The following is a 24,844-nucleotide window of genomic DNA, read 5'->3' as shown; positions in this document are numbered from 1 at the left end:
ACGCTATATCAATGCTTGTCCTGTGCAAATATAGTGATTATTCCATACAACTTTGTTTCTGGCCAATGTTAATTTTCCATATAAATGACTTTTCCCATAAAAAATAATTGGAAGTCATATCTTTTTCGTATCTTTGCAGCCTGTAAAAATTAACGTAGTTTACTACACCTTTTTAAAATAATGGGACAATTACAAGAAAGATATGCAGCCTACCGCGAGCCACAAAAGTTTATGGAGGAAGGTGTATATCCGTATTTCCGTGCTATCACAAGTAAGCAGGGGCCTGAAGTAACGATGGAAGGCTATAAGGTATTGATGTTTGGTTCTAACGCCTACACGGGACTTACTGGTGATGAAAGAGTGATTGCTGCGGCGCATAAGGCATTGGACAAATATGGTTCCGGCTGTGCCGGCAGCCGGTTTCTCAACGGCACCCTTGATTTGCATGTGCAGTTGGAGAAAGAGCTTGCAGCGTTTGAACATAAGGACGATGCGTTGTGTCTTTCAACAGGATTCTCTGTCAATGCAGGTGTTATCCCGGCAATCGCGGGGCGTGGCGATTATGTTATTTGTGACGATCGCGACCATGCGAGTATTGTTGATGGGCGCCGATTGAGTTTTGCAACGCAGCTCCACTATAAGCACAACGACATGGAGGATTTGGAGCGAGTGCTTCAAAAGCTCCCTTTGGAGGCCGTGAAGCTTATCGTTGTCGATGGTGTCTTCTCGATGGAAGGGGATTTGGCAAAGTTGCCGGAGATCGTGAAACTCAAGCATAAGTATAATTGTTCAATCATGGTAGACGAAGCCCATGGTCTTGGGGTCTTTGGAAAACAAGGTCGTGGCGTTTGCGATCACTTCGGATTGACGGACGAAGTTGATTTGATTATGGGAACTTTCTCAAAGAGCTTGGCTTCTATCGGTGGATTCATTGCCGGCGACAAAGACACAATCAACTATTTGCGTCATACTTGCCGTACATATATATTCTCTGCCAGTGACACTCCGGCAGCAACGGCTGCTGCATTGGAAGCGTTGCACATCATCCAGAATGAACCTGAGCGCTTGGAGCATTTGTGGGACATCACCAACTATGCGCTGAAGAGATTTAAGGAAGAAGGCTTTGAAATAGGGGAGACGGAAAGCCCAATCATCCCCCTGTATGTCCGCGACATCAACAAGACATTTGTCGTAACGAAGTTGGCTTTCGAGGCTGGCGTCTTTATCAATCCCGTGATACCACCGGCATGTGCTCCTCAAGACACGCTTGTTCGTTTTGCATTGATGGCAAGCCATACGAAAGATCAAGTCGAGCGAGGTGTTCAGGCCTTGAAGAAAGTTTTCGCCGCCGAAGGAATCATCAAATAAGTAGCTTTTAAATATATCTAAAAAGCGAGATGTCGCATTGCCGACATCTCGCTTTTTCGGTTTTTGACCATTCTTGTTTGACTGTTTGCACAATTTTCTTTGCAACACCAATGGCAAGATTGGTCATCGCAAATATTGGTCGGCTCTTTTGTCACCCAGTTCTTTGGCTTTCAACAGGGCCTTTTGTGCTTCTTCATCTTTGCCGAGTTGTTTGTGGGCAATGCCCATTATCAGCCACGCATCGGCATACTCTGGTTCTATCGACAGGCAACGTTCGCAAGTTTCGACAGCTTGGTCATAGAGTTTTACTCTCAATTGCAGGCTGGCCATTTCCGCATAATACGTAGCTTCACGCGGGTTGGTTATGATGGCCCTTGCAATGTCTGCCAAAGCTTGCTGATATTGATGAAGTTTGCTTTCGCATTTGAATCTCGTATAATAAAACGAAGGTTCCAATATTCTTCCAACCATGAGGGAGTCGTAATGGTTATAGTCGGCGAGTGCCTTTCGGGTTTCTCCGTAGGAGTCGAAAGCGAGGCCACGAGCCAAGACATAGGGGGCGGCAACGGCAGTCAGTGGTTGGGGACAGGCCGCGATGGCGCTGTCAAGCAGTGCCATGTATTCCTCTTTCGAGGCTTTCAATTGTAATTTGCATTGTGCGGCTTCGTAAAAGAACTCCCCATTTCGAATGTCGCTTCGGGTGAGGTCTATAAAGATTTGATAAGCTTGTTGATACTCTCCCTTTGCATAGATGATTTGGGCTTGCTGATGTAGATAGATGGCCTTGGGGCTGATGGCGTAAGCTTTTTGCGCCTGTTGCAAGGCAACATCCAGAGACCAGTCGGCAAAGGGTGCATTCGTTTTGTATACCTCTTTTTGAAAAATGATTTTCGCATAATCGGAATAAGCATCCTCTTTCTTTTCAACCGCATTGATGGCCTGCTTCATCGTATTGTCCGCCTCCTTGAAGCGATTGGCGCTGACCAGTTCCCCCGCTTGGGCCGTATATCCCTCTATCGACTTCGGAAATTTTCTGATGAAGTCTGCTATATACTGGGCGTGTTTGATGGAATCACTTGCAGTCTGCGACATCATCATGGTGAGCAAGGCGTCATTATGGGAGTCGGGGAGGGTGGAACGAATACCTGTCGACCGGAGAACGGGATCGTTCAATGACATTCCGGTCACTTTCTGGTCAAAGCCAAACTTGGCGTCGACAGCATGCGCTTCCTTCCCTTTGTTGGACTTCTGGAGAAGGCCGAGAACCTCTCCCTTTGCATTCAGGATGGGACAACCTAAATACATGTCGCTTTCAGTGGGGGCGAGGATGTAATAGTTGTAAACGGAGTTGAACTTCTCCACACTATTTATCGATATCTGTATCGCATTTCCTTTCTTTACAGAATACGTGGCCAGCCATACTTTGCCATTGTCGCCTGCCTGTTGCGCGGGAAGTGGTGCTCCTGTGGTTTTGCCGTTGACCTTGATTTTGCAAATGTCATAAAGTTCATTGGCGCCATCGATGGTCTCCACGTCCATCTTTCGGCCGTTTGCGTCGATGACGACAGCCTTGTCCGCTTCTTTGAATGGCGTCCAAAGTGCGATGGCTTCTCCATTGTTTCCAACGAAAACACCGTGTGATGAAGCCAGAATAGACCCGTCTTTGGCAAAAGTGGTTAGTGTGAATACGGATTTAGATGTTTTCAATACCGCCGAAGGCTGTGCGACAGATGGCAGACCACATGCCAATGCAAGCCCGAGAATGATGTGTCTTATTTTCATTTCCTTCATAGTTTCAGTTACTTGATGTTTAATAAATCTTTTGCGTTGCCGATGGCCGCGGCCGAAATGTTGCTGCCGCTGAGCATTTGCGCTATTTCATCAATCCTCTCGTCCTGCGACAGAATCTTCATGTTGCTGACCGTTCCCGTTGCCGTTTCTTCTTTCGACACCTTATAGTGTGTCGTTCCTCTTGAAGCGATTTGAGGTAGATGGGTGATGCTGATGACCTGACGGTCGGATTGTCCCATTTCGTACATGATCTGCCCCATCATTTCAGCCGCCCTGCCGCTGACGCCGGTGTCGATTTCATCGAAGATGATGGTAGGCAGTTTCACGGCCCCACTTATCATCGCCTTTAAGGAAAGCATGACACGGGCGATTTCTCCTCCCGAAGCCACCTGACTTATCGGCTGCATCTCCGTGGCAGAGTTCGCGCTGAACAGGAATGACACCCTGTCTTTACCATCATGGGCAAGTGGTTTTTCCTGTAGCAGAATGCCGAATCTGGCTTTGGCGATTCCCAGTGGAACAAGTTTTTTCAGCAATTCCCGCTCAATGGCCTTCGAGGCCTTGGCCCGCATGGCCGACAACTCTTCCGCATATTGGTTGCAGACCGACTTTAATTGCTCGACCTGCTCTTCCTGACGTTTCAAGTCTTCGTCGCTGTGGTCGATTTTCGCAATCTGCCTTTCCAGCTCGCGCTTGGTGTCTATCAATTCCTCAACGGTCGAAGCGTGGTATTTCTTTTCCAGGGTGTAGATCGTGTCCAACCTTTCATTGGCATGCTCCAATTGCTGCGGGTCAAAGTCTATCTGGTCGACCTGTCGGTCAATATCCTGTGCCGCGTCTTTCATTTCAATGTAACACGATTCGAGTCGTTGCGCGAGTTCGTTTATCTCTGGATACACCTCTTCTATGTGATGCAGTTGCGCGAAAGCCTCTTTCAACTGGTTGACAACGCCTGCACCCTCCTGTGTCAGCAGGTTGCTCGCGTTGTACAGTGCTGATTTGATGTCTTCCGCATGGCTCAACAATTGGACTTGCGCCTCCACTTCCTCCTGTTCTCCGGCCATCAGGTTGGCCTCGTCCAATTCCTTTTGCTGGAATCTCAGGAAATCCTCATTCTCCTGACTCTTTCCTATTTCCTGCCGCAAGGCCTCAAGCCGACCGACCGCCAGCCTATAATCCTCAAAAGCCGCTTCATACTTTTGCTTGACGGTGTCGTCATGGGCCAGGATATCCACAATGCTCAACTGGAAATCTTCCTTGTTGAGCAGCAGGTTCTGGTGCTGGCTGTGAATGTCTATCAGGTGTTCACCCAATTCCCGCATCACGGAGATGGGAGCAGGCTGGTCGTTGATGAATCCTCTGCTCTTGCCGTTTGCGTTGATTTCCCGCCTGATGATGCAGTCCATGTCGTCATAGTCTATGTCGTTGTCGTCGAAAAAAGCCTTCATGTCATATTTCGACAGGTCGAAATGGGCTTCTACGACACATTTGTCATGTCCCGATTTGATGGTCTTCGTGTCCGCCCTTTGCCCCAGCAACAATGCGATGGCCCCCAAAATGATACTCTTGCCGGCCCCCGTTTCGCCCGTAATGACGGAAAAACCGGGATGGAATTGAATGTTCAATTCATCAATGAGCGTGAAGTTCGTGATGTATAGTTGTTTAAGCATTATCGTGTGATTTTTTCCCAAGCGTTGTTTTGGCTTGCGTTTATCGTTAAAAGAATGTCATGAACCGCTTCCTTCTCCTTCGAAGAACCCTGCCCTTGGTAGATGTTCACCAACTCATCCCTCTTGAAATCCGTCCATATCTGGGGCCACAGGCTGAGTGGCTTGTCGTCGTGGCATTTCTTCAAGTCGTTCTGCAGTGCATCCGTTATGTTGGCCCTGCCCCTTGAGGCATTTTCAGCCATGATGTCCAGCCCGGTTCGGTGATAGTCATACTGCAATTGACGCAACGGGCGCAATCCTTCGTCCAGATAGTCGTTGATGATGGCGAAGCGGTTGCGGCGGTCTGAAAAGCTCTTCCAGCCGGCAAAGTTCAGGTTTTGTGCGTTGTTGGCAATCGTCATACATGACATCAGGCAGTCGCCGCCACCCATCGGACTGAACGAGTCCAGGTCAATGCCTATGATGAGATAGGCATAGTAGGCCAGCATTGCCGTCAATTGGTTGTCGATATTTTGCGGATTGAAATTCAACTGGTCGAATTGCGCATACTCGAAGTTGAAGTCATTGTCAGTGTTGTGATACAATGTCGTCGTGTAGGCCGTTCCATAAACCGGCCGGTTGGCCTGTATCAATGCCTTGCAACTGAACAAGTTGCTTCCTTTGTCGTATTGCGTCACCGTGATGGCAAAGCTGCACGGAATCCGCTCGTGGTCTTCGAAGTGCAGTGCAGTCCATTTCCGGTCGTTCATAAATTGGGCCATCTGCTTTTGAAGTTCATCGAAGACCGCCGCGTCGGTACCCTGTATCTGCGCATGGTTGACCACCACCTTGGCCTGCAACTCTTGGGCATGACACGGCGGGCATGCCAGACAGCAGAGCAGCATGTAGAATGCCCGCAAACGATATGTCGCTTTCAGCCTTCCCATCCGGCATTGTCATTTGATGTTGTTCTTGTTGAACTCGCGCAGCCGTATTCGCGTCAGCACCTGCTTCGTGTTGTTCGTAAATTCACTGGCCAGCATCCAGCTGTAGTAGCCCGAATCCTTGTGGAGAACGTCTGCGACAGCCCATCCCTTGTATTTGCCAAAGTTGAAGACCTCCTGCATTCTTGGCTTTCCATCCTGGTCGAGCAGCACGTTTCCCTTCGGGTCTTTCATCTCTTTCCAAATGATGCGTCCCGCAAAATCCACATTGTTGTTGTTCTTGGAAAACTCGTTCAGCACGTCCATGTCGTTGGGCAGCTGCCTTTCGGGTTCTTCCTGTTTGCCCGGTTCATACATGTCAAGCTCGCCCATCAGCACCCTGTAGGTGGCTTCCGTGTCCTGGTCGGCCCGGTGAGCCTCGAAGTCCTCTTCCATCTTGCGCCCGCAATAGAACTTGTAGGCGGCTGCCAGATTTCTTCTTTCCATTTTGTGGAATATCGTCTGCGCGTCGATAAGGCGGCATTTCGAGAAGTCGAAGTCTATGCCGGCCCTCAAAAACTCTTCCGCCAGCAGAGGAATATCGAAATGGTTTGAGTTGAATCCGGCGAAGTCGCAACCTTTGAACGTATTTTCCAGCTGGGCGGCGATAGCCTTGAAAGTCGGTGCCGCAGCCACATCCTCGTCGTGAATGCCTGTCAGTTCAGCCACTTCGGCCGGTATCCGTTTTCCCGGATTGACGAGCAGATTTCCTCGTTCTTCCGTTTGGTTGGGATTTACTTTTATATAAGAGATTTGGATGATGCGGTCTGTCACGATGTCCAGGCCTGTCGCTTCCAAGTCAAAGATGATCAATGGCTTTGTTAAATTAAGTTTCATATTACGTGCTATCAAAAAAATAACCTCCCTGCGCGTAATCAGGGAGGCTGTTGGTTCTATGTTGCAAACAATCAGTCGTTCAACAGCATGGGCATGAGCAGCATGAGAACGGTCTCGCTTACATTCTCTTCGGCTGGCACGATGATTCCTGCCCGACTTGGATCTGCCAACTCGAAGACGATGTCCTCGCAATCAAAGTTGTTCAGGATATCCTGCAACGATCCGCCTTTGAAGCCTATGCTCATCGGATTGCCCGTGTAGTCGCATACCATCTGTTCCTTGGCGCTCGTGTAGAAATCAATGTCTTCCGAGCTGAGTTCCAACTTGTTGGGTTCCAGCCGCAGGCGAATCAGCTGGCTGCTCTCGCTGGCGAAAGGCAGCACGCGGCGCAACGCGCCTATCAAGCCTTTGCGGTCGATGGTCATCTTGTTGGGATTGTTCTGCGGAATGACGGAATTGTAGTTGGGATATTTGCCTTCGATGAGTCGGCAGGTGAGCGTTCCGCCTTTGAATTTGATTTCCGCGGTGCGCTCGTCGAATCTGATGACGACGTCTTCGCCGTCCTTGGCGAGCGAGTTCTTCAGCAGGAGGGCCGGCTTCTTCGGCAGAATGAACGAAGCGGGAGACTCTGTCTTGATGTCGAAGTTCTGGTTTCTCACCAGCTTGTGGCCGTCGCTTGCCACTACGGCGAGGCAGTCTTCCTTCAGGTCGAAGAAGATTCCGTTCATCACCGGGCGCAGTTCGTCCTGTGCCGTGGCGAAGATGCAGCGGCCGATGTTGTCGGCCAGCGTCGCGGCTTCGAGTGTCAGCGTGTTCGCGCTGTCGGGAATGGCTTGTGTCCGTGGATATTCATCGGCGTTCTGGGCCGTGAAGTTGTACAAGCCATTCTGATAAATCACTTTTACGGAGTATGTGTTGGTGTCAATGTCGAAGGTCAGAGGCTGTTCCGGCAATTCCCTGACTGCGTCGAGAATGGTATGGCTTGCGATGGCGAAGTTGCCGTTTGTGTCGCAGTCGTCGAGCGTGATTTCGCTTTGCATGATGTTCTCGCTGTCTGAAGCTGTTATCTTCAACTGCTTGTCATTGACTTCGAATAAGAAGCACTCCAGGATGGGGAGTGAATTTTTGCTGTTGATTACTTTGGCCAAAGATTGCAGGCGACTGTTCAAGGCGCTGCTGGAAAGTGTAAACCTCATATCGTTATCTTTAAAGTTTTCAGTTTTTATCAAGCACAAAAATACTAAATACAATTCTGAATGACAAAGAAAAGGAATAAAATGTTTCCTTTTTTAGAACAATTTTATTAATTTCGCAAACTGTAAGCGGCCTTTACCGCAGGTTATAAATAAGATAAAGTTTAGATATTATGGATTTACAAGGAAAAGTTATCGCTGCGCTCGACCCACGCCGCGGCACTTCTGCACGAGGAGAATGGGTTGTTCAGAGTTTTGTCATTGAGACTCACGACGCCTATCCCAAGAAGATGGTGTTCGATGTATTTGGAGAAGACCGCCTGCAACGCTTCAACATTCAGGTGGGACAGGAGGTGAATGTCTCGTTCGACATAGATGCGCACGAGTATCAAGGCCGCTGGTTCAACAGCATCAGGGCTTTCGACGTCCGTCAGATGGATCCCAATGTCGGCGTTCCCCCTGTTGCCCCGGCTCCGAACTTCGGCCCCGCGCCTGCTCATTCGGCCCCGGCGCAGCCTGCCAGCCCCGCTCCTGAAGCTGGAAGCGCGGACGATCTTCCTTTCTAAAGCAGTAAATACATACGACGAAACAGCCCCTGTCTTCAGAAAAGGCAGGGGCTGTTTTGTAACGGTAGGCTTGTTGCGCTCCCAAAGGGGGCTTATGGCGCGGTGGTGGTGGCCCTTTTGCCGCCCCATCGCTTAGCTTTGTCTGTGTGGGCCCAGTGGAATCGTGAAGCCGACGAGGGCGTTCACGCATTTCGTGTTGTCGCCGAAGTACATGTAGTCGGTGGCTATCATGAGCGGTCCGAGCTTCAAGCCCACACCCAAACCTTTGCCGCTGCTCTGTATCATGGAGTAGGCAAGCGACACGCCAATGTGCCGATTCACCTTATAGGCCGTCGAAAGTGTGAGTTCCGATTGCGTGGTGGGCTTGGCAAAGCGCGTCGTTGAGAGCAGTCCGAATGAGAGCTGCGTGTGGGGGAGCTGGTATTCACCACCCAAAACGATGGTCGAGTATAGAGATGTCGTGCGCGACTTGCCCTCTTGCTGTTTTGTCTGAAGCATGTCGAAGTTGATGGCTTTGCCGTCTGAAATGAGGTCTCTGAAGTCCATGGCCTCATTGGGATGCGCACTGTCGAACCGGTATTGCTGCTGGGTGTTCGAGGCGGCTGTGTGCGAGGAGCCTTTGTCCCACGAGATGAAGCCCAGGTCGAGTAGGGCGGCCGACAGCGTCAGACCGTCGATGGGCTTGTAGGTCGCGCCCAAGTCCATGCCCAATCCCATGCCGGCAACACCAAACGAACCGCCTCGTTTCACATCGTTTACAAAGCCTTTCTCGTCGTCTTTCAGCTCGAAACCTTTCATGGAAGCTTCCATCGAGGCCTCTACGTCGATGCTGGCAGAACCTTTTATGGCGGCCAACTCCTCAAGACTCATCTTGCTCCAGTCAGCCTTTTCAGGGACTCCGGTGAGCTGTGTCTGCAGATTCTGCTTCTTTACGTCCAGCTTCAGGTTGGCTACGCCGAACAGCACCTTCACCTTTCCGCCCACGGTGAGCTTTTCGTTGATGGGACGGGCGAAGCCCAGACCTGTTTCTACGTATGAGTTGACCGTCACCTTCTCGCCACCTTGCTGCGCCAGATAGTTCGCCCATGAGATGGTCGCCTGTCCGCGGGCGTCTCTCATGGTCTCGAAGATGCGGCCTGGAATGGTGACTCCCACGTCATTTTTGAGCGTTACGTTGACATTCCAGAAGTTTTTGCCCTTGTACCAACCGAACGAAAGCAGGTCGAGCGTCACGTTTGACTGTAGTTTGTTCTCAGCTTTCAGGCTTTTGATGAAGGCGTCCTTCGTGAAGTAATCTGCGTCGGAATTGTTTTCCAACACGTGGATGATGTCCTTGGTGCCGAGCGAGTTGGAGGCTGCCGAGGCCCCAATGCCGCCGAGAACGGGGATGTTGAAATAGCCTTGGTCGAGCGTCAGGGCGGGATTCAACTGCATGCGATAGCTCAGGCCGTCCATGGCAAACGTCGAACGTGTGAATTGTGCGTGTCCTTTGCCGGCTGTCATTGAAAGCAGCATGGTCATTGCCAATGAGGTTAAGTACTGTTGCTTCTTAATCATAATCGCGAATTTGTTTTTATGGTTAATAATTTATAGCCCAAGCGGCATGTTTGCAAGGGGCGTTGTGGGCTTATGCCGTTTGATTTTGCAAATGTAATAAAAAAAGGTAAACGGCAATGCTTTCGCATAAAACATTTTTTATGACGCATTTGCTTTATTTCAAACTGTTCTGAATGCCTTCACCGAAAAGCGCGAAGTCGCCTTTCAGGGGATCGTCGGGGAAAACCTGCCGCAAGGTTTCGGTCAATTGGGCGGCAGTTCGCATGGAAGCCGTTTTGCCGCTGATGAGCTTCAGGCGTGCGGCTTCTTGCAACACATGGGTGTCGAGCGGCATGAGCAGTGTCCGTTTGTCGATGAAAGTCCATAGTCCCAGGTCGACGGACGACCCGTCGCGCACCATCCAACGCAGAAACATGCAGACGCGTTTGCACGATGAGCCTGTAGTATGGGGAACCAAATGGCCTACATCCCATGCCGAAAAGTGATGGACGAGGGCTTCGAGGGCCGCAGTGGCGGTGGAGACGGCCTGCGATTGCAGGTAGTTTCCCAAGGAGCGGTGGGACAGGAAAAGCGTGTGGAGCGCGTCGAAAAGCTGCCGCATGTGGTGATGGGTCTGCAGGCGATAGAAGGTTGTGGGCGAATCGGGGATGTCGATTCGGTATTTGCGGCTGCAAATCCATTGGTATAAATCCCCTTCGGCCATGTCGAGCAGCTGCTGAATCTTGGGCATGAAGAGCTTGCGGCTGCCATAGCTGAGGCAAGAGGCGACGAAAGCCGTCGTCTCCCGGTTGACCGTGCCTTCCACCTGGTGCATGAACCAGCTGGGGTCGCCTTGCATGAAACGGTCCGTCTCATAGAGGTCGGCACAGGCTATGAGTCTTTTCTTGACATCCGCGTCCATGGTTTTGCTGTAGGTTTTCAGGAAAAGAAGTCATTCCATGCACCTCACGGCCACTCCATCATAATCTTTCACGTATTCCAGAAGCCCTTCTATGCGGCCGCCACGCTTCATCCTGATTTCCATGACGGTGGAATAAGCGTCGGCTTTGCCCGTGTGCGTGCGTTCCTGATGGTAGGAGACGACATCCAGAGAGGCCTCTCGCAAGCGTTGCAGCACGTTTTGGGCGCCATCTTTCGAGGGCGCGTCGAACGATAGCTGCACGATGACGATTCCCACTTGTGGAATCATGAAGTGGAGAACCTCCAATCCCAGCAAGACCAACGCCGTCGTGACGGCTGCAACCAAGTACATGCCCGTTCCGCATGCCATGCCGATGGCCGCCGTCACCCATAGTCCGGCGGCAGTCGTCAGCCCTCTCACCATGTTCTTCTGGAAGATGATGATGCCGGCACCGAGAAATCCTATGCCCGAAACTACCTGGGCGGCAACCCGTGACGAGTCTTTCAGGGTCTCGCCGAACCCGTATTGAGAAATGACGGTGAAGAGCGCGCTCCCCATCGCCACCAGAAAGTGGGTGCGGAATCCTGCGTCCTTGGCCCTGTATTCACGTTCGATACCGATGATACCGCCTAAAAGCATGGCTACCATGAGCCTTAATGACATGTCTAACACCATGAGTACATCCTCGTATAATATCGTTTATACAAAAGTATAAAGAATATTTGGATAAAGCGAATCGAAGGAATGGATAAAAACATCAGACTTTGCATTCCGGGCATGCGGTGGCATGTGGCTTGTGGTTCTGTAGTTTCAATCTCATATCACTACAGGCATTTGGTGGCGGCAGTTGAAATATGACCGGATGGGGGCAAAATCAATTCCGAAAAATCTTTACTTTTCATTTGAAAAACAGGCTTCTGAATCTTGAAAGTGCGTTGTTGGCTGGAAAAACAACAGGAAATCGCTTGTTTATAAACGATTGATTGTCAGGAATATCCATGTTTTCGCTCTTTGAGTACTTTTCTTTGCGTTCCCCATCACAGCCCTTTGAGGTCGCGAAAGGACTGCTTTTACGACCTCAAAGGACAGCTGCATAGGCTTGAAAGCACAGTTTGGGCGTCTTGAAAGCGCAGCGGTGAGGCTGTAAAAGGGTGTTTGGGGCTTCGGAAAAGTTTCCTTCCGGCGCAGAAGAAAGCCTTTTGCGGCAATTCAGGAGCTGGATGGATGATTTTGAACAGCCGTTTTTTAGGAAATATTTTTTACAAAATCATGAAATGGAAGCGGGCTTTCCTTTGGCGGTTCCTGTGCTGCCGTCCGAAAGCTGCCGCACGTTTCAAAGCAGTCGTTCGGCTCGCTGCAAGTCTTCAGGCGTATCAATGCCCACGGTCTCTATATCGGTAATGCCCACTTTGACGCGATAGCCGTTCTGCAACCAGCGCAGTTGTTCCAGACTTTCGGCTAGTTCGAGCGGCGATTGCGGCAGTTCCGTTATCTCACGCAGCACCTCTGTCTTGTAGGCGTAGATTCCCAGGTGCTTCAGAAAAGGAAAGGTTGTCAGCCATTGGCTCTTCTCTTTGCCGCGGATGAAGGGGATGATGCTGCGTGAAAAGTACATGGCGTAGTTGTCGTTGGTCATCACAATCTTGGGCGAATTGGGATTTTCGGCGGCTTCCATGCTCTCGAAAGGTTTGCCGAGCGTGGCTATTTGCGTGGAAGCGTCGTCGAAACAGGCGCACACGGCCTTGATTTGCGAAGGTTGGATGAAAGGTTCGTCGCCCTGAATGTTGACCGCCACGTCATAATTTCCTTCAACCTTGTCGAGTGCTTCCCTGATGCGGTCGGTGCCGCTGCGGTGCTTTTCGGACGTCATGACGGCCTTTCCGCCGAAGGCGGTCACGCAATCGAAGATGCGCCGGTCGTCGGTGGCCACGTAGGCGGCGTCGAGCGTGGCGGCCACTTGTTCGTAAACTCGTTGAATGACAGGCTTTCCACCCAGCAAGGCCAATGGCTTTCCGGGGAAGCGGGTGGACGCGTAGCGTGCGGGAATCAATCCGATAAATTTCATATTCTGGTATATATGTTTACATTCACTGCAAAAATAATAAAAAAAGCATAAGTAATTTTGTCGGTATATGATATTTTATTACTTTTGAAAAATAAACAGATAAAACGAATAACGTGAAACATATCCTATCACTGCTTTTCTTCATCCTCTTTTCTTTTTCGTCACCGGCTCAGAAAATCTATCTGGGATCGTGCTATACGCATGACAAAGGGCAGTATAAGGGTGAGATGTCGGGAGGCAAACCGCACGGCAAAGGCAACACCGTCTTTGCCAACGGCGACACCTACGAGGGCGAGTACGTGAAGGGAAAGCGACAGGGATATGGTATCTACACCTTTGCCGACGGCGAGAAGTACGAGGGCCAGTGGTTTCAAGACCAGCAGCACGGCAAGGGCACCTATTATTTCATGAACAATAATAAATATGTGGGCTTGTGGTTTCGCGACTATCAGCAGGGACAGGGCACCATGTATTATTACAACGGCGACAAGTACCAGGGCAGTTGGGTGAAGGACAAGCGGCAGGGCAAGGGCGTTTACACCTATGCCAGCGGCGCCTACTACAACGGCCAGTGGCTGGATGACCAGAAAAGCGGCAAAGGCCTGTTCGATTGGGGCGACGGAACCACGTATGACGGCATGTGGGCCAACAACCAACGTGCGGGCAAAGGTGTCAACAAGTATGCTGACGGCGACGTCTATACGGGCAACTGGAAGGATGACATTCAGAACGGCCGCGGCATTTACAGGTTCCAGAACGGCGATGTTTACGAAGGCGACTACGTGCAAGGCGAACGCACCGGCGAAGGAGTGTTCAAGTATGCCAACGGCGACAAGTATATCGGGCATTTCCTGGAAGGCTGCAAGGACGGCCAGGGCACGCTGATATGGTCGAATGGAGACATCTATGTCGGGCTGTGGAAAAACGACTTGCAGAACGGACAGGGCAAGTTGACGAAGAAAAGCGGCGACGTCTTCGACGGTTCCTTCGTCAACGGACAGGTGGAAGGCGAGGTCGTCATCCATTATTCCACGGGCGATAAGTTCAAGGGTGTCTATAGGAAGGGCCGCCGCAACGGGCAGGCCATCGAGGAAGACAAGGACGGCTACCGGTTTGAAGGCACCTATGTGGACGACCTGAGAGACGGACGGTTTGTGGAGAAAAACCGCAATGGCAAGATAGTGAAGAGCGGACGTTACGAAAACGGACGCAGGTTTGAAGAATAATTTTCGAGATATGGCTGAGAAAAAGAAGGTGGCTGCCGGAGCCGGAAAGAAGGCAACGCAATATGTGGGATTGGTGAAGAACGACCCCTATCTGGAGCCTTATGAAGACGCGGTTCGAGGACGCCACGACCATGCGTTGTGGAAGCTGTCGCAACTGACCGATGGCGGAAAGAGGAAACTGGCCGATGTGGCCAATGGTCATCAATATTATGGTTTGCACAAGACCTCTCGCGGCTGGGTGTTCAGGGAGTGGGCACCCAACGCGACCGGCATTTGCCTGGTGGGAGACTTCAACGGTTGGACGGAAAGCGACCGCTATCGGGCCAAGCGGATTGAAGGAACGGGCAACTGGGAGTTGAAGCTTTCGGAGAAAGCCGTCAAGCACGGAGACCTGTATAAGATGCACGTCAGATGGAATGGAGGCGAGGGCGAGCGCATCCCGGCCTGGGCCACGCGTGTGGTTCAGGACGAACAGACCAAGATATTCTCAGCTCAGGTGTGGAATCCGGTGCCATACGAATGGAAGAAAAAGAAATTCACGCCCAAGCGCGACCCGCTGTTGATTTACGAATGCCATGTCGGCATGGGCCAGGACGCCGAGAAAGTGGGCACCTACAATGAGTTCCGTGAAAACGTGCTGCCCCGTATCGTCAAGGAAGGCTACAACTGCATTCAGGTGATGGCCATTCAGGAGCACCCATACTATGGCTCGTTCGGCTATCATGTCAGTTCTTTCTTCGCTCCGTCCAGCCGCTTCGGCACGCCCGAGGAACTGAAAGCCCTGATCGACGCGGCCCACACCGCCGGCATAGCCGTCATCATGGACATCGTACATTCGCACGCCGTGAAGAACGAGGTGGAGGGATTGGGCAACTTGGCGGGCGACCCCAACCAGTATTTCTACCCCGGCGACCGCCACGAACATCCGGCGTGGGACAGCCTTTGCTTTGATTATGGAAAAGATGAAGTGATACATTTCCTGTTGTCGAATTGCAAGTACTGGCTGGAAGAGTATCATTTCGACGGCTTCCGCTTTGACGGAGTGACCTCCATGCTCTACTATAGCCACGGACTGGGTGAGGCTTTCTGCAACTATGGCGACTATTTCAACGGGCATGAGGATGACAACGCCATCTGTTATCTGACCTTGGCCAACAAGTTGATACACGAGGTGAATCCACGGGCCTTTACGATTGCCGAGGAAGTGAGTGGCATGCCGGGGCTTGCCGCCAGGTTTGAAGACGGCGGTTACGGCTTCGACTACCGCATGGCCATGAACATTCCGGACTTTTGGATCAAGACTATCAAGGAGCAGAGGGATGAGGACTGGAAACCAAGTTCCATCTTCTGGGAAGTGAAAAACAGGCGGGCGGACGAGAAGACGATTTCCTATTGCGAGAGCCATGACCAGGCGCTTGTGGGCGACAAGACCATCATCTTCAGGCTGATAGACGCCGACATGTACTGGCATTTCAAGCGTGGCGACGAGACAGACCTGGTCCATCGCGGCATTGCGCTGCACAAGATGATTCGACTCGTGACGCTGGGCGCCATCAATGGCGGCTACCTCAACTTTATGGGCAACGAGTTCGGCCATCCGGAATGGATAGACTTCCCGAGGGAAGGCAACGGATGGAGCCACAAATATGCCCGCCGACAGTGGAACTTGGTGGATAACAAGGACTTGGATTACCATTATCTGGGTGATTTCGACCACGACATGCTGGCTGTCATCAAATCGGAAAAGAAGTTCAACACGACGCCTGTCACGGAGATTTGGCATAATGACGGCGACCAGATACTGGCGTTCATGCGTGGCGACTTGCTTTTCGTCTTCAATTTCTCGCCGACCCGTTCGTTCACCGATTACGGTTTCCTTGTGCCGATTGGCGGCTATGAGGTCGTACTCAACACCGACGCAAAGGCGTATGGTGGCAACGGGCTGGCCGATGATTCGATGACGCATCTCACCAACTATGACCCGCTCTATGTAGACCAGCATAAAGAGTGGCTCAAACTTTATTTGCCGGCCCGCTCCGCGGTGGTTCTTAGAAAGATTTAACTGGACAAAGACTGCTCATGAAGTTGAAAACCACGAATAGCACATTCATCATCAAGGTGATTTGTGCTATTTTGTTTATTCTGTTCTCCTTTGGTTTCCTGTACTGCTATCAGGCAGACTTGATAGCGATGGCACAACATGTGTTGTCGGAAGGCAAGACACATTACGACAAGATGGTGGGTGCCGTCCTCATTACGGGAGTGCTATGGCTGCTCCAATTGGGGCTTCAGTCGATGGCGGCAATCCCCAAGCGGTTCTATGCGGTGACTTTTTTCCCGTCGCTGCTCATATTGGCGGTGTTGACGAACATCAGCCCCGATATAGACCAAGGGTTTTCTTTTGGCGCCTGGGTGTGGTGTTTTCCATTGCTGCTGGCATTGTATGGCATTGTGTATTGGCTGCTGATAGCCTTGCATAAGGCGGAGAGTAAAAACTTGAAGCGCGCTTTCCCCGGTGAAATGTGGCCGAATTTTAGTTTGTTTTTCATCATGTTTCTCTTGGTGGGAATCGTCAGCAACCATGATGACGTGTTCCATTATCGCATGCGTGTGGAGCAGGACTTGCGACAGGGTGACTTCCGGGCGGCGGCAATGGTGGGCAAGCAATCTGCGAAGACCGATTCAAGTCTGACGATGTTGAGAATCTACGCTCTCTCGGCGCAAGGCGAGTTGGGCGAACAGCTGTTTGAGTATCCGCTGGTGGGACGTTCCGACGCGATGTTGCCCAATGGCCGTTCGGTGAAGATGATGTATGCTTCGGAGGGAAAGTTCTATCGCCATTTGGGTGTTTGGATAAAACAGCGTTTGCCCATTTACAGCTATCTGCGTTTTTTGAAGGGGCGGCATTTGGATGGAAAAGCTGTGCACGATTACGAGTTGTGTGCCTATCTGTTGGATAAAAAACTGTCCAAGTTTGCGCAAGCGTTGCGGAAGTATTATAAGATTGACGGCCGACTGCCCAAGCACTATAGGGAAGCGTTGATATTGTTGAGTCACAAGACGTCGGATTCCGACATTCAATACCATGACGATGTGATGGAAGCGGATTTCGCGGATTACAAGGCTATGGCGGACAAAGCGGCAAGCGAGCAGGTGCGCCATGCGACTTTGGCCGACGCCTACGGCAAGACCTATTGGTTCTATTACCAGTATCGTTAGTCCACTGGCGGCATGCCCCGTGGCAATGGCTACGGTTTGACAGACTTCTTGAGCTTTTTCAGACGGCGTTGGGCTTCGGGGATGTCGGGGTAAAGACGCAGCGCTTTCTCGTAGTTGCGGATGGCCGCATCTTTGAAGTTCTCCCTTTCGCAATCCTTGCCCATCATGATGTACTCCACGGCCAATTCCTTGAGGAATTGGTCGCGGCTTTCGATTTCCTTCTCAAGCCTGTCTATGCGTTGCCGTAGACTGTTCACGACGTTGAGTTTCTTCCTGATGAGGCGGCGTGGCGCAGGCTTCTCGATGTCGTATCGGCTGTGGATGGCGACGAAGAAGTGGTCCAACGCGGCCTGTATGTCGCCTTGGTTGAATGCCTGAATGGACTCGTAATATTCCCGGTCGGCCTTGCTTTGCTTCAAAGCCGTGTCGATGAGAGCCTGGTTGTTGTAGGTAAGCGCGAAGTTGGCGACATCGTTTCGGACAAAGACGTCTTCCTTTCTGATTCGTTCCTGAAGGCTGATACCCTGCAAGGATGTGCACCGCGATAGGGCGACGTAGGTCTGTCCGCCGGCAAAGACACCTCCCGTGAAGTCTATTTTCACCTGATTGAAAGTCAGACCTTGGCTCTTGTGTACGGTGATGGCCCATGCCAAGCGGATGGGAAACTGCCGGTAGGTGCCAATTTCCATTTCCTCTATCTTCTTTTCCTTCTCGTTGAACGTGTATTTCATGTTGCTCCAGACTTCCTGTTCGACATCGACTTCCGTACCGTTTTCGGTCACGACGTAGATGTGGCCGTTGATGGCTTCGTCCAGTCCGATGACGGTTCCCAAGGTGCCGTTGACCCATCGCCGCTCACGGTCGTTCTTGATGAAGAGAATCTGGGCACCCACCTTGAGTTCCAGCTCGATGGGCGTGGGCAGACTGTTGAGTGGAAATTCCCCCTCGACAATCCCCAGGAATGTCATGGAGTCGCCTTCCAGCTGTTTCAGCTTGCCGTTGTTGATATAATCCACCGTGTCTCTACGCGTAGAGAGCGTAATAGCGAGCTTGCCTCTGTCTTGCTGCAAATCGGCCCCGACCTGGTGGTTCAAAACGGAAAGGTCGTCAGGGGTGACTTGCGAGGTGCGGATGTGGTCGAGGATATTGATGAAAGTGGGGTCTGACTGCCGATAGACCTTCTTGAGTTCGATGGAGACGAGTTTCATCTCTTTGAAGACCTTGGCGTCGAAGAAGTATTTGGAAGGGTAGTAGGGTTGCAGCAACTGGCGCTCTTCCTCCCGGAGGACGGGTTCCAACTGGTAGACGTCGCCGACGAAAAGCATTTGCTTTCCGCCGAAAGGCTCCCGCATGTTGCGATTGTAGATGCGCAATACCTTGTCGATGAAGTCAATGATGTCCGAACGTACCATGCTGATTTCGTCGATGATGATGAGTTCGACATCTTGCAGCAACTTTATTTTCTCGGCATTGTATTTCATCGTGTTGCGGATGTGCCGTGGGGAGTATCTCTCGTCATCGGGCAGCAGCGGATGAAAAGGCAGCTTGAAAAAGCTGTGCAGCGTAGAGCCACCTGCGTTGATGGCGGCAATCCCGGTGGGGGCGAGGATGACGTGCTTTTTATTAATGTGTTCGGCGATATAGCGCAGGAACGTCGATTTACCCGTCCCTGCCTTTCCTGTGAGAAAGAGCGAGTGACGGGTAAAGCGGATAATCTGGAGTGCGTTTTGCAACTCCGGATTATCCAAGTCGATTATGTTTTCTTTATTTTCGATGATTACAAGTTGTCGAAATTGACGGCCTCTTCACGCGGCTTCTTCTTAAGCTCAGGAGTCTTGGAAGATCCGCTCTCCTCGTTGGACTTCCTGTTGCCTTCGGCAGGCGTGATGATGGGATTGCCATTCTCATCAAGGAGGATTTCCTCGCTGTGCGAAACGCTGTCTCGCGCCGTCGTGTCAACGCGTGCATGCGGATAATAGCTCTGGCAGTTGTACATGCTTCCGGTGATATCGTCCTGGTTGGGCTTGTCGAATCGGCCATGATACTTCTTGAAAGCCGGGTCACCCAAGACGGATTGAAGGAAGTAGCCGCATATAGGTAGGGCGGTACGCGAGCCTTGTCCCAAAGCTCCGGTGCGGAAGTGAATGCTTCGATATTCGCCACCGACCCAGGCACCGCATACCAGTCTTGGGCTGACGGCCATGAACCACGCGTCGGAGTGGTTGTTGCTGGTTCCAGTCTTGCCGCCGAAATCCGTATCTCGAAAGTTGCTTACATATCCCCAGAGCGACATGGAGGTGCCTCCAGGCTCTCGCATGCCTCCTTGGAGAAGCTGTTGCACGAGGAAGGCACTCTTGTAAGATATCACCTGTTCTGACTTTTGAGGGGCCATGTACACCTCATTGCCGTTGCGGTCAACGATTCGCGTTACCAGGACGGGCGTATGATGCTTGCCATTGTCTGCGGGAACACAATAGGCATTGGCCATCTCCAGCAGGTTGACGTCGCTGGAACCCAATGCCAAGGAAGGGGTCTCGTCCAGCGGGCTGTTGATTCCCATCTTGTGGGCCGTCTCGGCAATGCGCTTGATACCCATTTCCTGTCCCAGGCGGACCGCGACGGAGTTGATACTCTTTGCGAACGCGCTCTTGAGCGGCATGGAGTCGCCCGTAAAATAGCCGTTGGCATTGGTCGGTGTCCATGCGACTTCCTTGTTCTGCCGCTTGTCATACACTTGCATGGAGATATACTCGTCCCGGCGTTTGTCGCATGGGGTGAGCCCCTGGTTCATGGCTTCCGTATAGACAAACAGCTTGAAGGTGGAACCGGGCTGCCGCATGGCTGTCACCTTGTCATATTTCCAGGAAGTAAAATCAATGTCTCCGACCCATGCCTTGACCTCACCGGTCTGGGGTTCCATGGCGACAAAGGCACAGTGCATGAAACTTGTCATATATTTGATGGAATCCTCGGAAGTCATATTCTTGGTAATGGTTCCTTTGTCATAGTCGAAGACCTTGACAGGATGCACCCATTCCTTGTAATAATAGCGGACGGAATCGGGATCGTTGGGATATTTTGCCTGCAAAGCCTTGTAAAATGGCTGGCGTTCGGCTATTTGCTGGATGAAGTTGGGAATCACCTGATGGTTTTCGTCTTGCCAAGGTTCCTGTGTCATCCAGTTGGTTGCCCTGTTGCGGTAAATTCCCCAGTGGTTGTTGAAGTTCTGTTGCACCTGTCTCATCTGCTTGTGCGCGGCCTCTTCGGCATACTTCTGCATGCGGGTGTCAATCGTTGTATAAATCTTCAGACCGCTGCTATACAGGTCATAGCCCGTCTCGTCAAGCCATCCGGAGTCTTTCAAATATTGGGAGATGGCTTCGCGGAAGTACATGGCCTGTCCGTCATAGTTCTCCTCCATCTTGTAATCGAGAACAATGGGCTTTTGGGAAAGGGAATCGTATTCGGCCCGGCTCAAATCGCCATGTGTCACCATGTTGTGCAGTACGGTGTTTCTTCGGGAAAGGCTGTGCTCGTAGTTGCTTTTGGGATTATAATAGGTGGTTGCTTTGAGCATGCCGACTAAAACGGCGGCCTGGTCTGTCGTCAAGTCTTTGGGGGAGACGTTGAAGTATGTCTTTGCTGCCGTCTTTATGCCGTATGCATTGGAACCGAAATCGACGGTATTGGCATACATCGTCAGAATTTCTTTCTTGCTGAATATGGTTTCGAGCTTGGTTGCGATAATCCATTCCTTACTCTTGACGATAAGAATCTTCAAGCCGGGAATCTTGCCAAGCAAACCGGTAGAGTAGTTGGTACGGACACGGAACATGTTCTTGGCCAACTGTTGGGTGATGGTGGAGGCCCCGCGACCGTCATGCCGGAAGATGGCGTCTTTGGCGGCACCGAACAAACCTATGGGATCAATGCCGAAATGCTTGTAGAAACGTTCATCCTCTGTGTCGATGAGGGCTTTGAAGAAAGCGGGATTCACGTCTTCGTACTTTACCGGAGTTCGATTTTCGTTGAAGTATTTTCCTATGAGCTTACCATCCGCACTGTAAATTTCAGACGCTTGTGATGTTTGGGGATCCCGAATGCCGGAAAAGTAACCTGGACTCTTGCCAAAAAGCCAAAGGAAGTTCATGTCGACCATCCCCAAATAGAGAAAGAATAGAATGATAAGTGAAGCTATTGCTGCGGTAGCCTTTATATACCATACCCTGCCTTGATAAAGTTTTTTATACCAACTCCAGAAGGCTTTGAGCTTTCTCTGGCAGCCGTTGAAAAATCTTTTTATCTTATTCATAAATACAATAGTTTTTACAAAATTACGAATTTGCCCCTTTAGCGCAATGAAGCATCGATGTAATTTATAATTTCTTTAATGTTGTCAGGGTGGAACCATTGAATGTCAAGGTCCTTCTTGAACCATGTGAGTTGCTTGCGCATGTATCGCCTTGTGTTGGATTGAATCTGCCGGATGGCCTCTTCACGACTAATCTCTCCGTCAAGATACTTAAACATCTCTTTATATCCAACAGTGTTTAAAGAGTTTAGCCCTCTATAGGAGTACACGTTTTTGGCTTCTGCTTCCAAACCAAGTTCCATCATCTTTGTCACACGCTCGTTGATGCGGGCGTAAAGCTCTTCACGTTGCCTGTTGAGGCCGATCTTTAATATTCTGAAAGGGCGTTGTTTGCTGGTGTTTGTCCTGAAAGAAGTATAAGTTGTTCCTGTGACATGGCAGATTTCCAGTGCGTGAACAACTCTTCTGGGGTTGTTCTTGTCGACAACGCCCCAGTGAACGGGGTCTTTTTGTTTCAGTTCTTCCACCAATGCCGGCAAACCGTCAGTGGCCAATCTCTTCTTAAAAAGTTCACGGGTGGCTGCGTCGACAGTAGGAATGTCGTCTATTCCCTTGCATACAGCGTCAAGATACATCATGCTTCCACCGGTCAACAAGCAGGCGGAATGCTCCGTGAACAGGTCTTCAAGGAGTTTCAATACGTCCTGTTCAAACATGGAAGCACTGTAGTAGTCTTCCAAACGGTGAGTTCCAACAAAATAATGGGGAACGATTGCACGTTGTTCTTGGGTAGGAGCCGCCGTTCCAATGGGGATTTCCGCAAAAATCTGTCGTGAATCAGCATTGATAATCGGCGTGTTGAGGTGCTGGGCTATCGCAAGGCATGTCTTTGTTTTGCCAACACCCGTTGGACCGAGGACGACGACGAGGGTATTCACTATAAACGTTGCAACTACGTAAGTAAGAAAGGTAAAATGAAAAGAGGTATTATCGGATAATACCTCTCTTAGAATCCGAAACAAAGTCTATGATATATTGTATTTCGGGAGTCATGGTTAGTTTTTTCTTGATTTCCTCTATACCTTCGGCCAGAACCCCTTTGCTGTAAAGAAGCCTGTATGCCTCATGAATATGGGTAATCAATTCATTGCTGAAACCATGGCGTCTGAGTCCTACGAGGTTGACTCCTGCATATCTGGTAGGCTCTTTTCCCGCAATAATATAGGGCGGGATGTCTTGCGAAAAGCGGCAACCGCCTTGAATCATCACCAAGCTTCCGATGTGACAGAATTGATGTGTCAGGACGACTGCGCTGATAATGGCATCATCGTCTATAATGACTTCGCCACCGAATTTCGTCGAATTTCCGATGATACACCGACTACCGACAACACAATCGTGGGCGATGTGCATGTTCTCCATCAAAAGATTGTTGTTGCCGACAATAGTAATGCCCTTTGACGCTGTGCCCCGCGATATTGTCACATTCTCACGAATGCTGTTGTTGTCACCCATTTGGCATAAGGTTTCTTCCCCTTTGAATTTCAAGTCTTGCGGCTTCGTGGAAATGCTGGCCCCGGGAAAAAACTCATTGTTGTTGCCGATTCGCGCGCCGAAGTTGATCGTTACACCATTCTGTAGGGTATTGTTGTCGCCAAGTATGGTATTTTCACCGATGTAGCAAAACGGGCCAATGATATTGTTGTCGCCAAGTTTCGCATCAGGATGTACGAAAGCTAATGGGCTGATCTTATTCATACGTTTATTACTTTTCTCGCTTCGTTATTTATTCTTTACTATTTGTGCCGTGAATGTAGCTTCCGACACAACATGGTCACCGACAAAGAGATAACCTTTCATAGAGCTGATTCCATGGCGCACGGGCTGGAGCAGTTCCACTCTAAAGAGGAGTGTGTCACCCGGAACAACCTTTTGACGGAACTTTACGTCATCAATCTTGATGAAATATGTCGACCATCTTTCAGGTTCCTCCAATTGGTTCAGGACAAGCAGACCGCCGCATTGTGCCATAGCTTCGATTTGTAGCACCCCAGGCATGACCGGTTCTTCTGGGAAATGCCCCTGGAAGAAAGGCTCGTTGGCCGTGACGTTCTTGACGCCGACAATGCTTGTAGGCCCCATGGCAATGATTTTGTCAACCAGCTGCATGGGATAACGATGGGGGAGCAACTGCCTGATTCGGATATTGTCCATGATAGGTTCGTCATTGGGGTCATAGATGGGGGCCTGAACCTCGTGTTTCCGAATCTCCTTGCGCATTTGACGCGCAAACTTATTGTTGACGGTGTGGCCAGGGCGCGTAGCAACGATTCTACCTTTAATTGGCTTGCCAATCAAAGCCATATCTCCGATGATGTCCAGCAATTTGTGACGCGTGCATTCATTTTCCCACAGCAATGGTTTGTGTTGTATGTAGCCAATCTTCTTTGCGTCCATGTGGGGTACTTTCAGCACGTCTGCCAGTTGGTCGAGCTTCTCTTGTGTCACCTCTTTCTCGTAAATAACGATGGCATTGTCCAAGTCACCACCCTTTATAAGGTTTGCTTCAAGCAGCGGAACGATGTCGCGAACGAATACAAAAGTTCTGGCAGGTGCTATTTCGTCTGTGAAATTGGCAATGTCATCCAGCGTTGCGAACTGGCTGTTGATGAACTTGGACTGGAAAGAACACATGGCCGTAATCGAGAAATTATCATCCGGCAAAATGGTAATGCATGAACCAGACTGGTCATCTTTGATTTCTATCTTCTTACGGATGATGTAATAATCCTTTTCTGCATTCTGCTCCTCAATGCCAACCTCATGTATTTTATCCACATACATGGCTGCGGAACCATCCAGAATAGGAAACTCAGGGCCATTGACTTGAATCATGCAATTGTCTATGCCCAAGGCGTACAAGGCGGCCATGCCGTGCTCTATCGTCCCGACACGAACTTCCCCTCTTGACAAGACCGTTCCGCGTTGTGTGTCGACAACGTTTTCTGCTATCGCATCAATGGAAGGCTGTCCCTCCAGGTCGATTCTCTGTATCTTGTAGCCGAAATTCTCTGGTGCGGGGTTGAAGGTAACGGTGAGGCTCAAGCCTGTATGGAGTCCTTTCCCGAAGAGAGAGAAACTACCTTTCAGCGTCTTTTGTTTAGACATATACTTGTT

Annotated in this window: 19 protein-coding genes; 5 read left to right on the top strand and 14 right to left on the bottom strand. The window is 50.5% G+C overall.

Features of this window, described 5'->3' with window-relative positions:
* The first annotated feature begins 180 nt into the window (after positions 1 to 180).
* Entirely contained in the window at positions 181 to 1,368 is a 1,188-nt protein-coding gene (gene spt, locus K334_RS0103680) for a serine palmitoyltransferase (protein ID WP_025880786.1), read from the top strand.
* 123 nt (positions 1,369 to 1,491) lie between these two features.
* Here the strand turns inward: spt and K334_RS0103675 are convergent, their stop codons facing one another.
* The 5 genes from K334_RS0103675 to dnaN all read right to left on the bottom strand — a co-directional run bounded on the left by K334_RS0103675 (position 1,492) and on the right by dnaN (position 7,824).
* Positions 1,492 to 3,150 (bottom strand): tetratricopeptide repeat protein, encoded by a 1,659-nt coding sequence (locus tag K334_RS0103675; protein ID WP_027444535.1) that lies wholly within the window; start codon positions 3,148 to 3,150, stop codon positions 1,492 to 1,494.
* Positions 3,151 to 3,167: 17 nt separating this feature from the next.
* Positions 3,168 to 4,829 (bottom strand): DNA repair protein RecN, encoded by a 1,662-nt coding sequence (gene recN, locus K334_RS0103670; protein WP_027444534.1) that lies wholly within the window; start codon positions 4,827 to 4,829, stop codon positions 3,168 to 3,170.
* Entirely contained in the window at positions 4,829 to 5,713 is an 885-nt protein-coding gene (porD, locus tag K334_RS0103665; RefSeq protein ID WP_025880788.1) for a type IX secretion system protein PorD, read from the bottom strand. Before porD ends, recN begins: the two co-directional genes overlap by 1 nt.
* A 51-nt stretch (positions 5,714 to 5,764) precedes the next feature.
* Positions 5,765 to 6,628 (bottom strand): 3'-5' exonuclease, encoded by an 864-nt coding sequence (locus tag K334_RS0103660; protein ID WP_021589280.1) that lies wholly within the window; start codon positions 6,626 to 6,628, stop codon positions 5,765 to 5,767.
* Positions 6,629 to 6,699: 71 nt separating this feature from the next.
* Positions 6,700 to 7,824 carry a DNA polymerase III subunit beta gene (dnaN, locus tag K334_RS0103655; protein WP_025880789.1) on the bottom strand — a complete coding sequence of 375 codons (1,125 nt, stop codon included), beginning with the start codon at positions 7,822 to 7,824 and terminating at the stop codon, positions 6,700 to 6,702.
* A gap of 170 nt (positions 7,825 to 7,994) precedes the next feature.
* Here dnaN and K334_RS0103650 point away from each other — a divergent pair, with 170 nt between their 5' ends.
* Complete coding sequence (locus K334_RS0103650; protein WP_025880790.1) at positions 7,995 to 8,387, top strand: DUF3127 domain-containing protein; 393 nt, start codon at positions 7,995 to 7,997, stop codon at positions 8,385 to 8,387.
* 132 nt (positions 8,388 to 8,519) lie between these two features.
* Here the strand turns inward: K334_RS0103650 and K334_RS0103645 are convergent, their stop codons facing one another.
* From K334_RS0103645 to kdsB, 4 genes are all read right to left on the bottom strand, one after another.
* Complete coding sequence (locus K334_RS0103645; protein ID WP_248623498.1) at positions 8,520 to 9,944, bottom strand: DUF5723 family protein; 1,425 nt, start codon at positions 9,942 to 9,944, stop codon at positions 8,520 to 8,522.
* 154 nt (positions 9,945 to 10,098) lie between these two features.
* Positions 10,099 to 10,845, bottom strand: coding sequence for a TIGR02757 family protein (locus K334_RS0103640; RefSeq protein ID WP_027444531.1), 747 nt, complete (start codon positions 10,843 to 10,845; stop codon positions 10,099 to 10,101).
* Positions 10,846 to 10,875: 30 nt separating this feature from the next.
* Positions 10,876 to 11,520, bottom strand: a complete 645-nt coding sequence (locus K334_RS0103635) for an MgtC/SapB family protein (RefSeq protein WP_021589276.1) — start codon at positions 11,518 to 11,520, stop codon at positions 10,876 to 10,878.
* A gap of 658 nt (positions 11,521 to 12,178) precedes the next feature.
* Positions 12,179 to 12,910, bottom strand: coding sequence for a 3-deoxy-manno-octulosonate cytidylyltransferase (gene kdsB / locus K334_RS0103630; protein WP_027444530.1), 732 nt, complete (start codon positions 12,908 to 12,910; stop codon positions 12,179 to 12,181).
* A 113-nt stretch (positions 12,911 to 13,023) separates the two neighbouring features.
* Here kdsB and K334_RS0103625 point away from each other — a divergent pair, with 113 nt between their 5' ends.
* From K334_RS0103625 to K334_RS0103615, 3 genes are read left to right on the top strand one after another with little or no spacing between them, the layout of a single operon-like run.
* Positions 13,024 to 14,136 (top strand): MORN repeat-containing protein, encoded by a 1,113-nt coding sequence (locus K334_RS0103625; RefSeq protein WP_027444529.1) that lies wholly within the window; start codon positions 13,024 to 13,026, stop codon positions 14,134 to 14,136.
* Positions 14,137 to 14,146: 10 nt separating this feature from the next.
* Positions 14,147 to 16,198, top strand: coding sequence for an alpha amylase C-terminal domain-containing protein (locus tag K334_RS0103620; RefSeq protein ID WP_027444528.1), 2,052 nt, complete (start codon positions 14,147 to 14,149; stop codon positions 16,196 to 16,198).
* 17 nt (positions 16,199 to 16,215) lie between these two features.
* Positions 16,216 to 17,355 carry a DUF6057 family protein gene (locus K334_RS0103615; protein ID WP_025880792.1) on the top strand — a complete coding sequence of 380 codons (1,140 nt, stop codon included), beginning with the start codon at positions 16,216 to 16,218 and terminating at the stop codon, positions 17,353 to 17,355.
* 29 nt (positions 17,356 to 17,384) lie between these two features.
* Here the strand turns inward: K334_RS0103615 and K334_RS0103610 are convergent, their stop codons facing one another.
* The 5 genes from K334_RS0103610 to K334_RS0103590 are packed head-to-tail and all read right to left on the bottom strand — an operon-like array spanning position 17,385 to position 24,835.
* Positions 17,385 to 19,109: an AAA family ATPase gene (locus K334_RS0103610; RefSeq protein ID WP_248623501.1), complete on the bottom strand. Its 1,725-nt coding sequence runs from the start codon at positions 19,107 to 19,109 to the stop codon at positions 17,385 to 17,387.
* A 23-nt stretch (positions 19,110 to 19,132) separates the two neighbouring features.
* On the bottom strand, positions 19,133 to 21,667 hold the full coding sequence (locus K334_RS0103605; RefSeq protein WP_025880793.1) for a transglycosylase domain-containing protein: 2,535 nt from the start codon (positions 21,665 to 21,667) through the stop codon (positions 19,133 to 19,135).
* Positions 21,668 to 21,705: 38 nt separating this feature from the next.
* Positions 21,706 to 22,605, bottom strand: coding sequence for a tRNA (adenosine(37)-N6)-dimethylallyltransferase MiaA (miaA, locus tag K334_RS0103600; RefSeq protein ID WP_025880794.1), 900 nt, complete (start codon positions 22,603 to 22,605; stop codon positions 21,706 to 21,708).
* 49 nt (positions 22,606 to 22,654) lie between these two features.
* A complete protein-coding gene (gene lpxA / locus K334_RS0103595; RefSeq protein ID WP_025880795.1) occupies positions 22,655 to 23,425 on the bottom strand; it encodes an acyl-ACP--UDP-N-acetylglucosamine O-acyltransferase in 771 nt (256 codons plus the stop codon).
* Positions 23,426 to 23,449: 24 nt separating this feature from the next.
* Positions 23,450 to 24,835 carry a bifunctional UDP-3-O-[3-hydroxymyristoyl] N-acetylglucosamine deacetylase/3-hydroxyacyl-ACP dehydratase gene (locus tag K334_RS0103590; RefSeq protein WP_021589296.1) on the bottom strand — a complete coding sequence of 462 codons (1,386 nt, stop codon included), beginning with the start codon at positions 24,833 to 24,835 and terminating at the stop codon, positions 23,450 to 23,452.
* Positions 24,836 to 24,844: the final 9 nt, after the last annotated feature.

The organism is Segatella baroniae DSM 16972 = JCM 13447, assembly GCF_000426585.1.
Classification (GTDB): Bacteria; Bacteroidota; Bacteroidia; order Bacteroidales; family Bacteroidaceae; genus Prevotella; species Prevotella baroniae.
The sequence above is the reverse complement of the archived record's forward strand: the minus strand, read 5'-3'. Positions and strand labels throughout refer to the sequence as shown.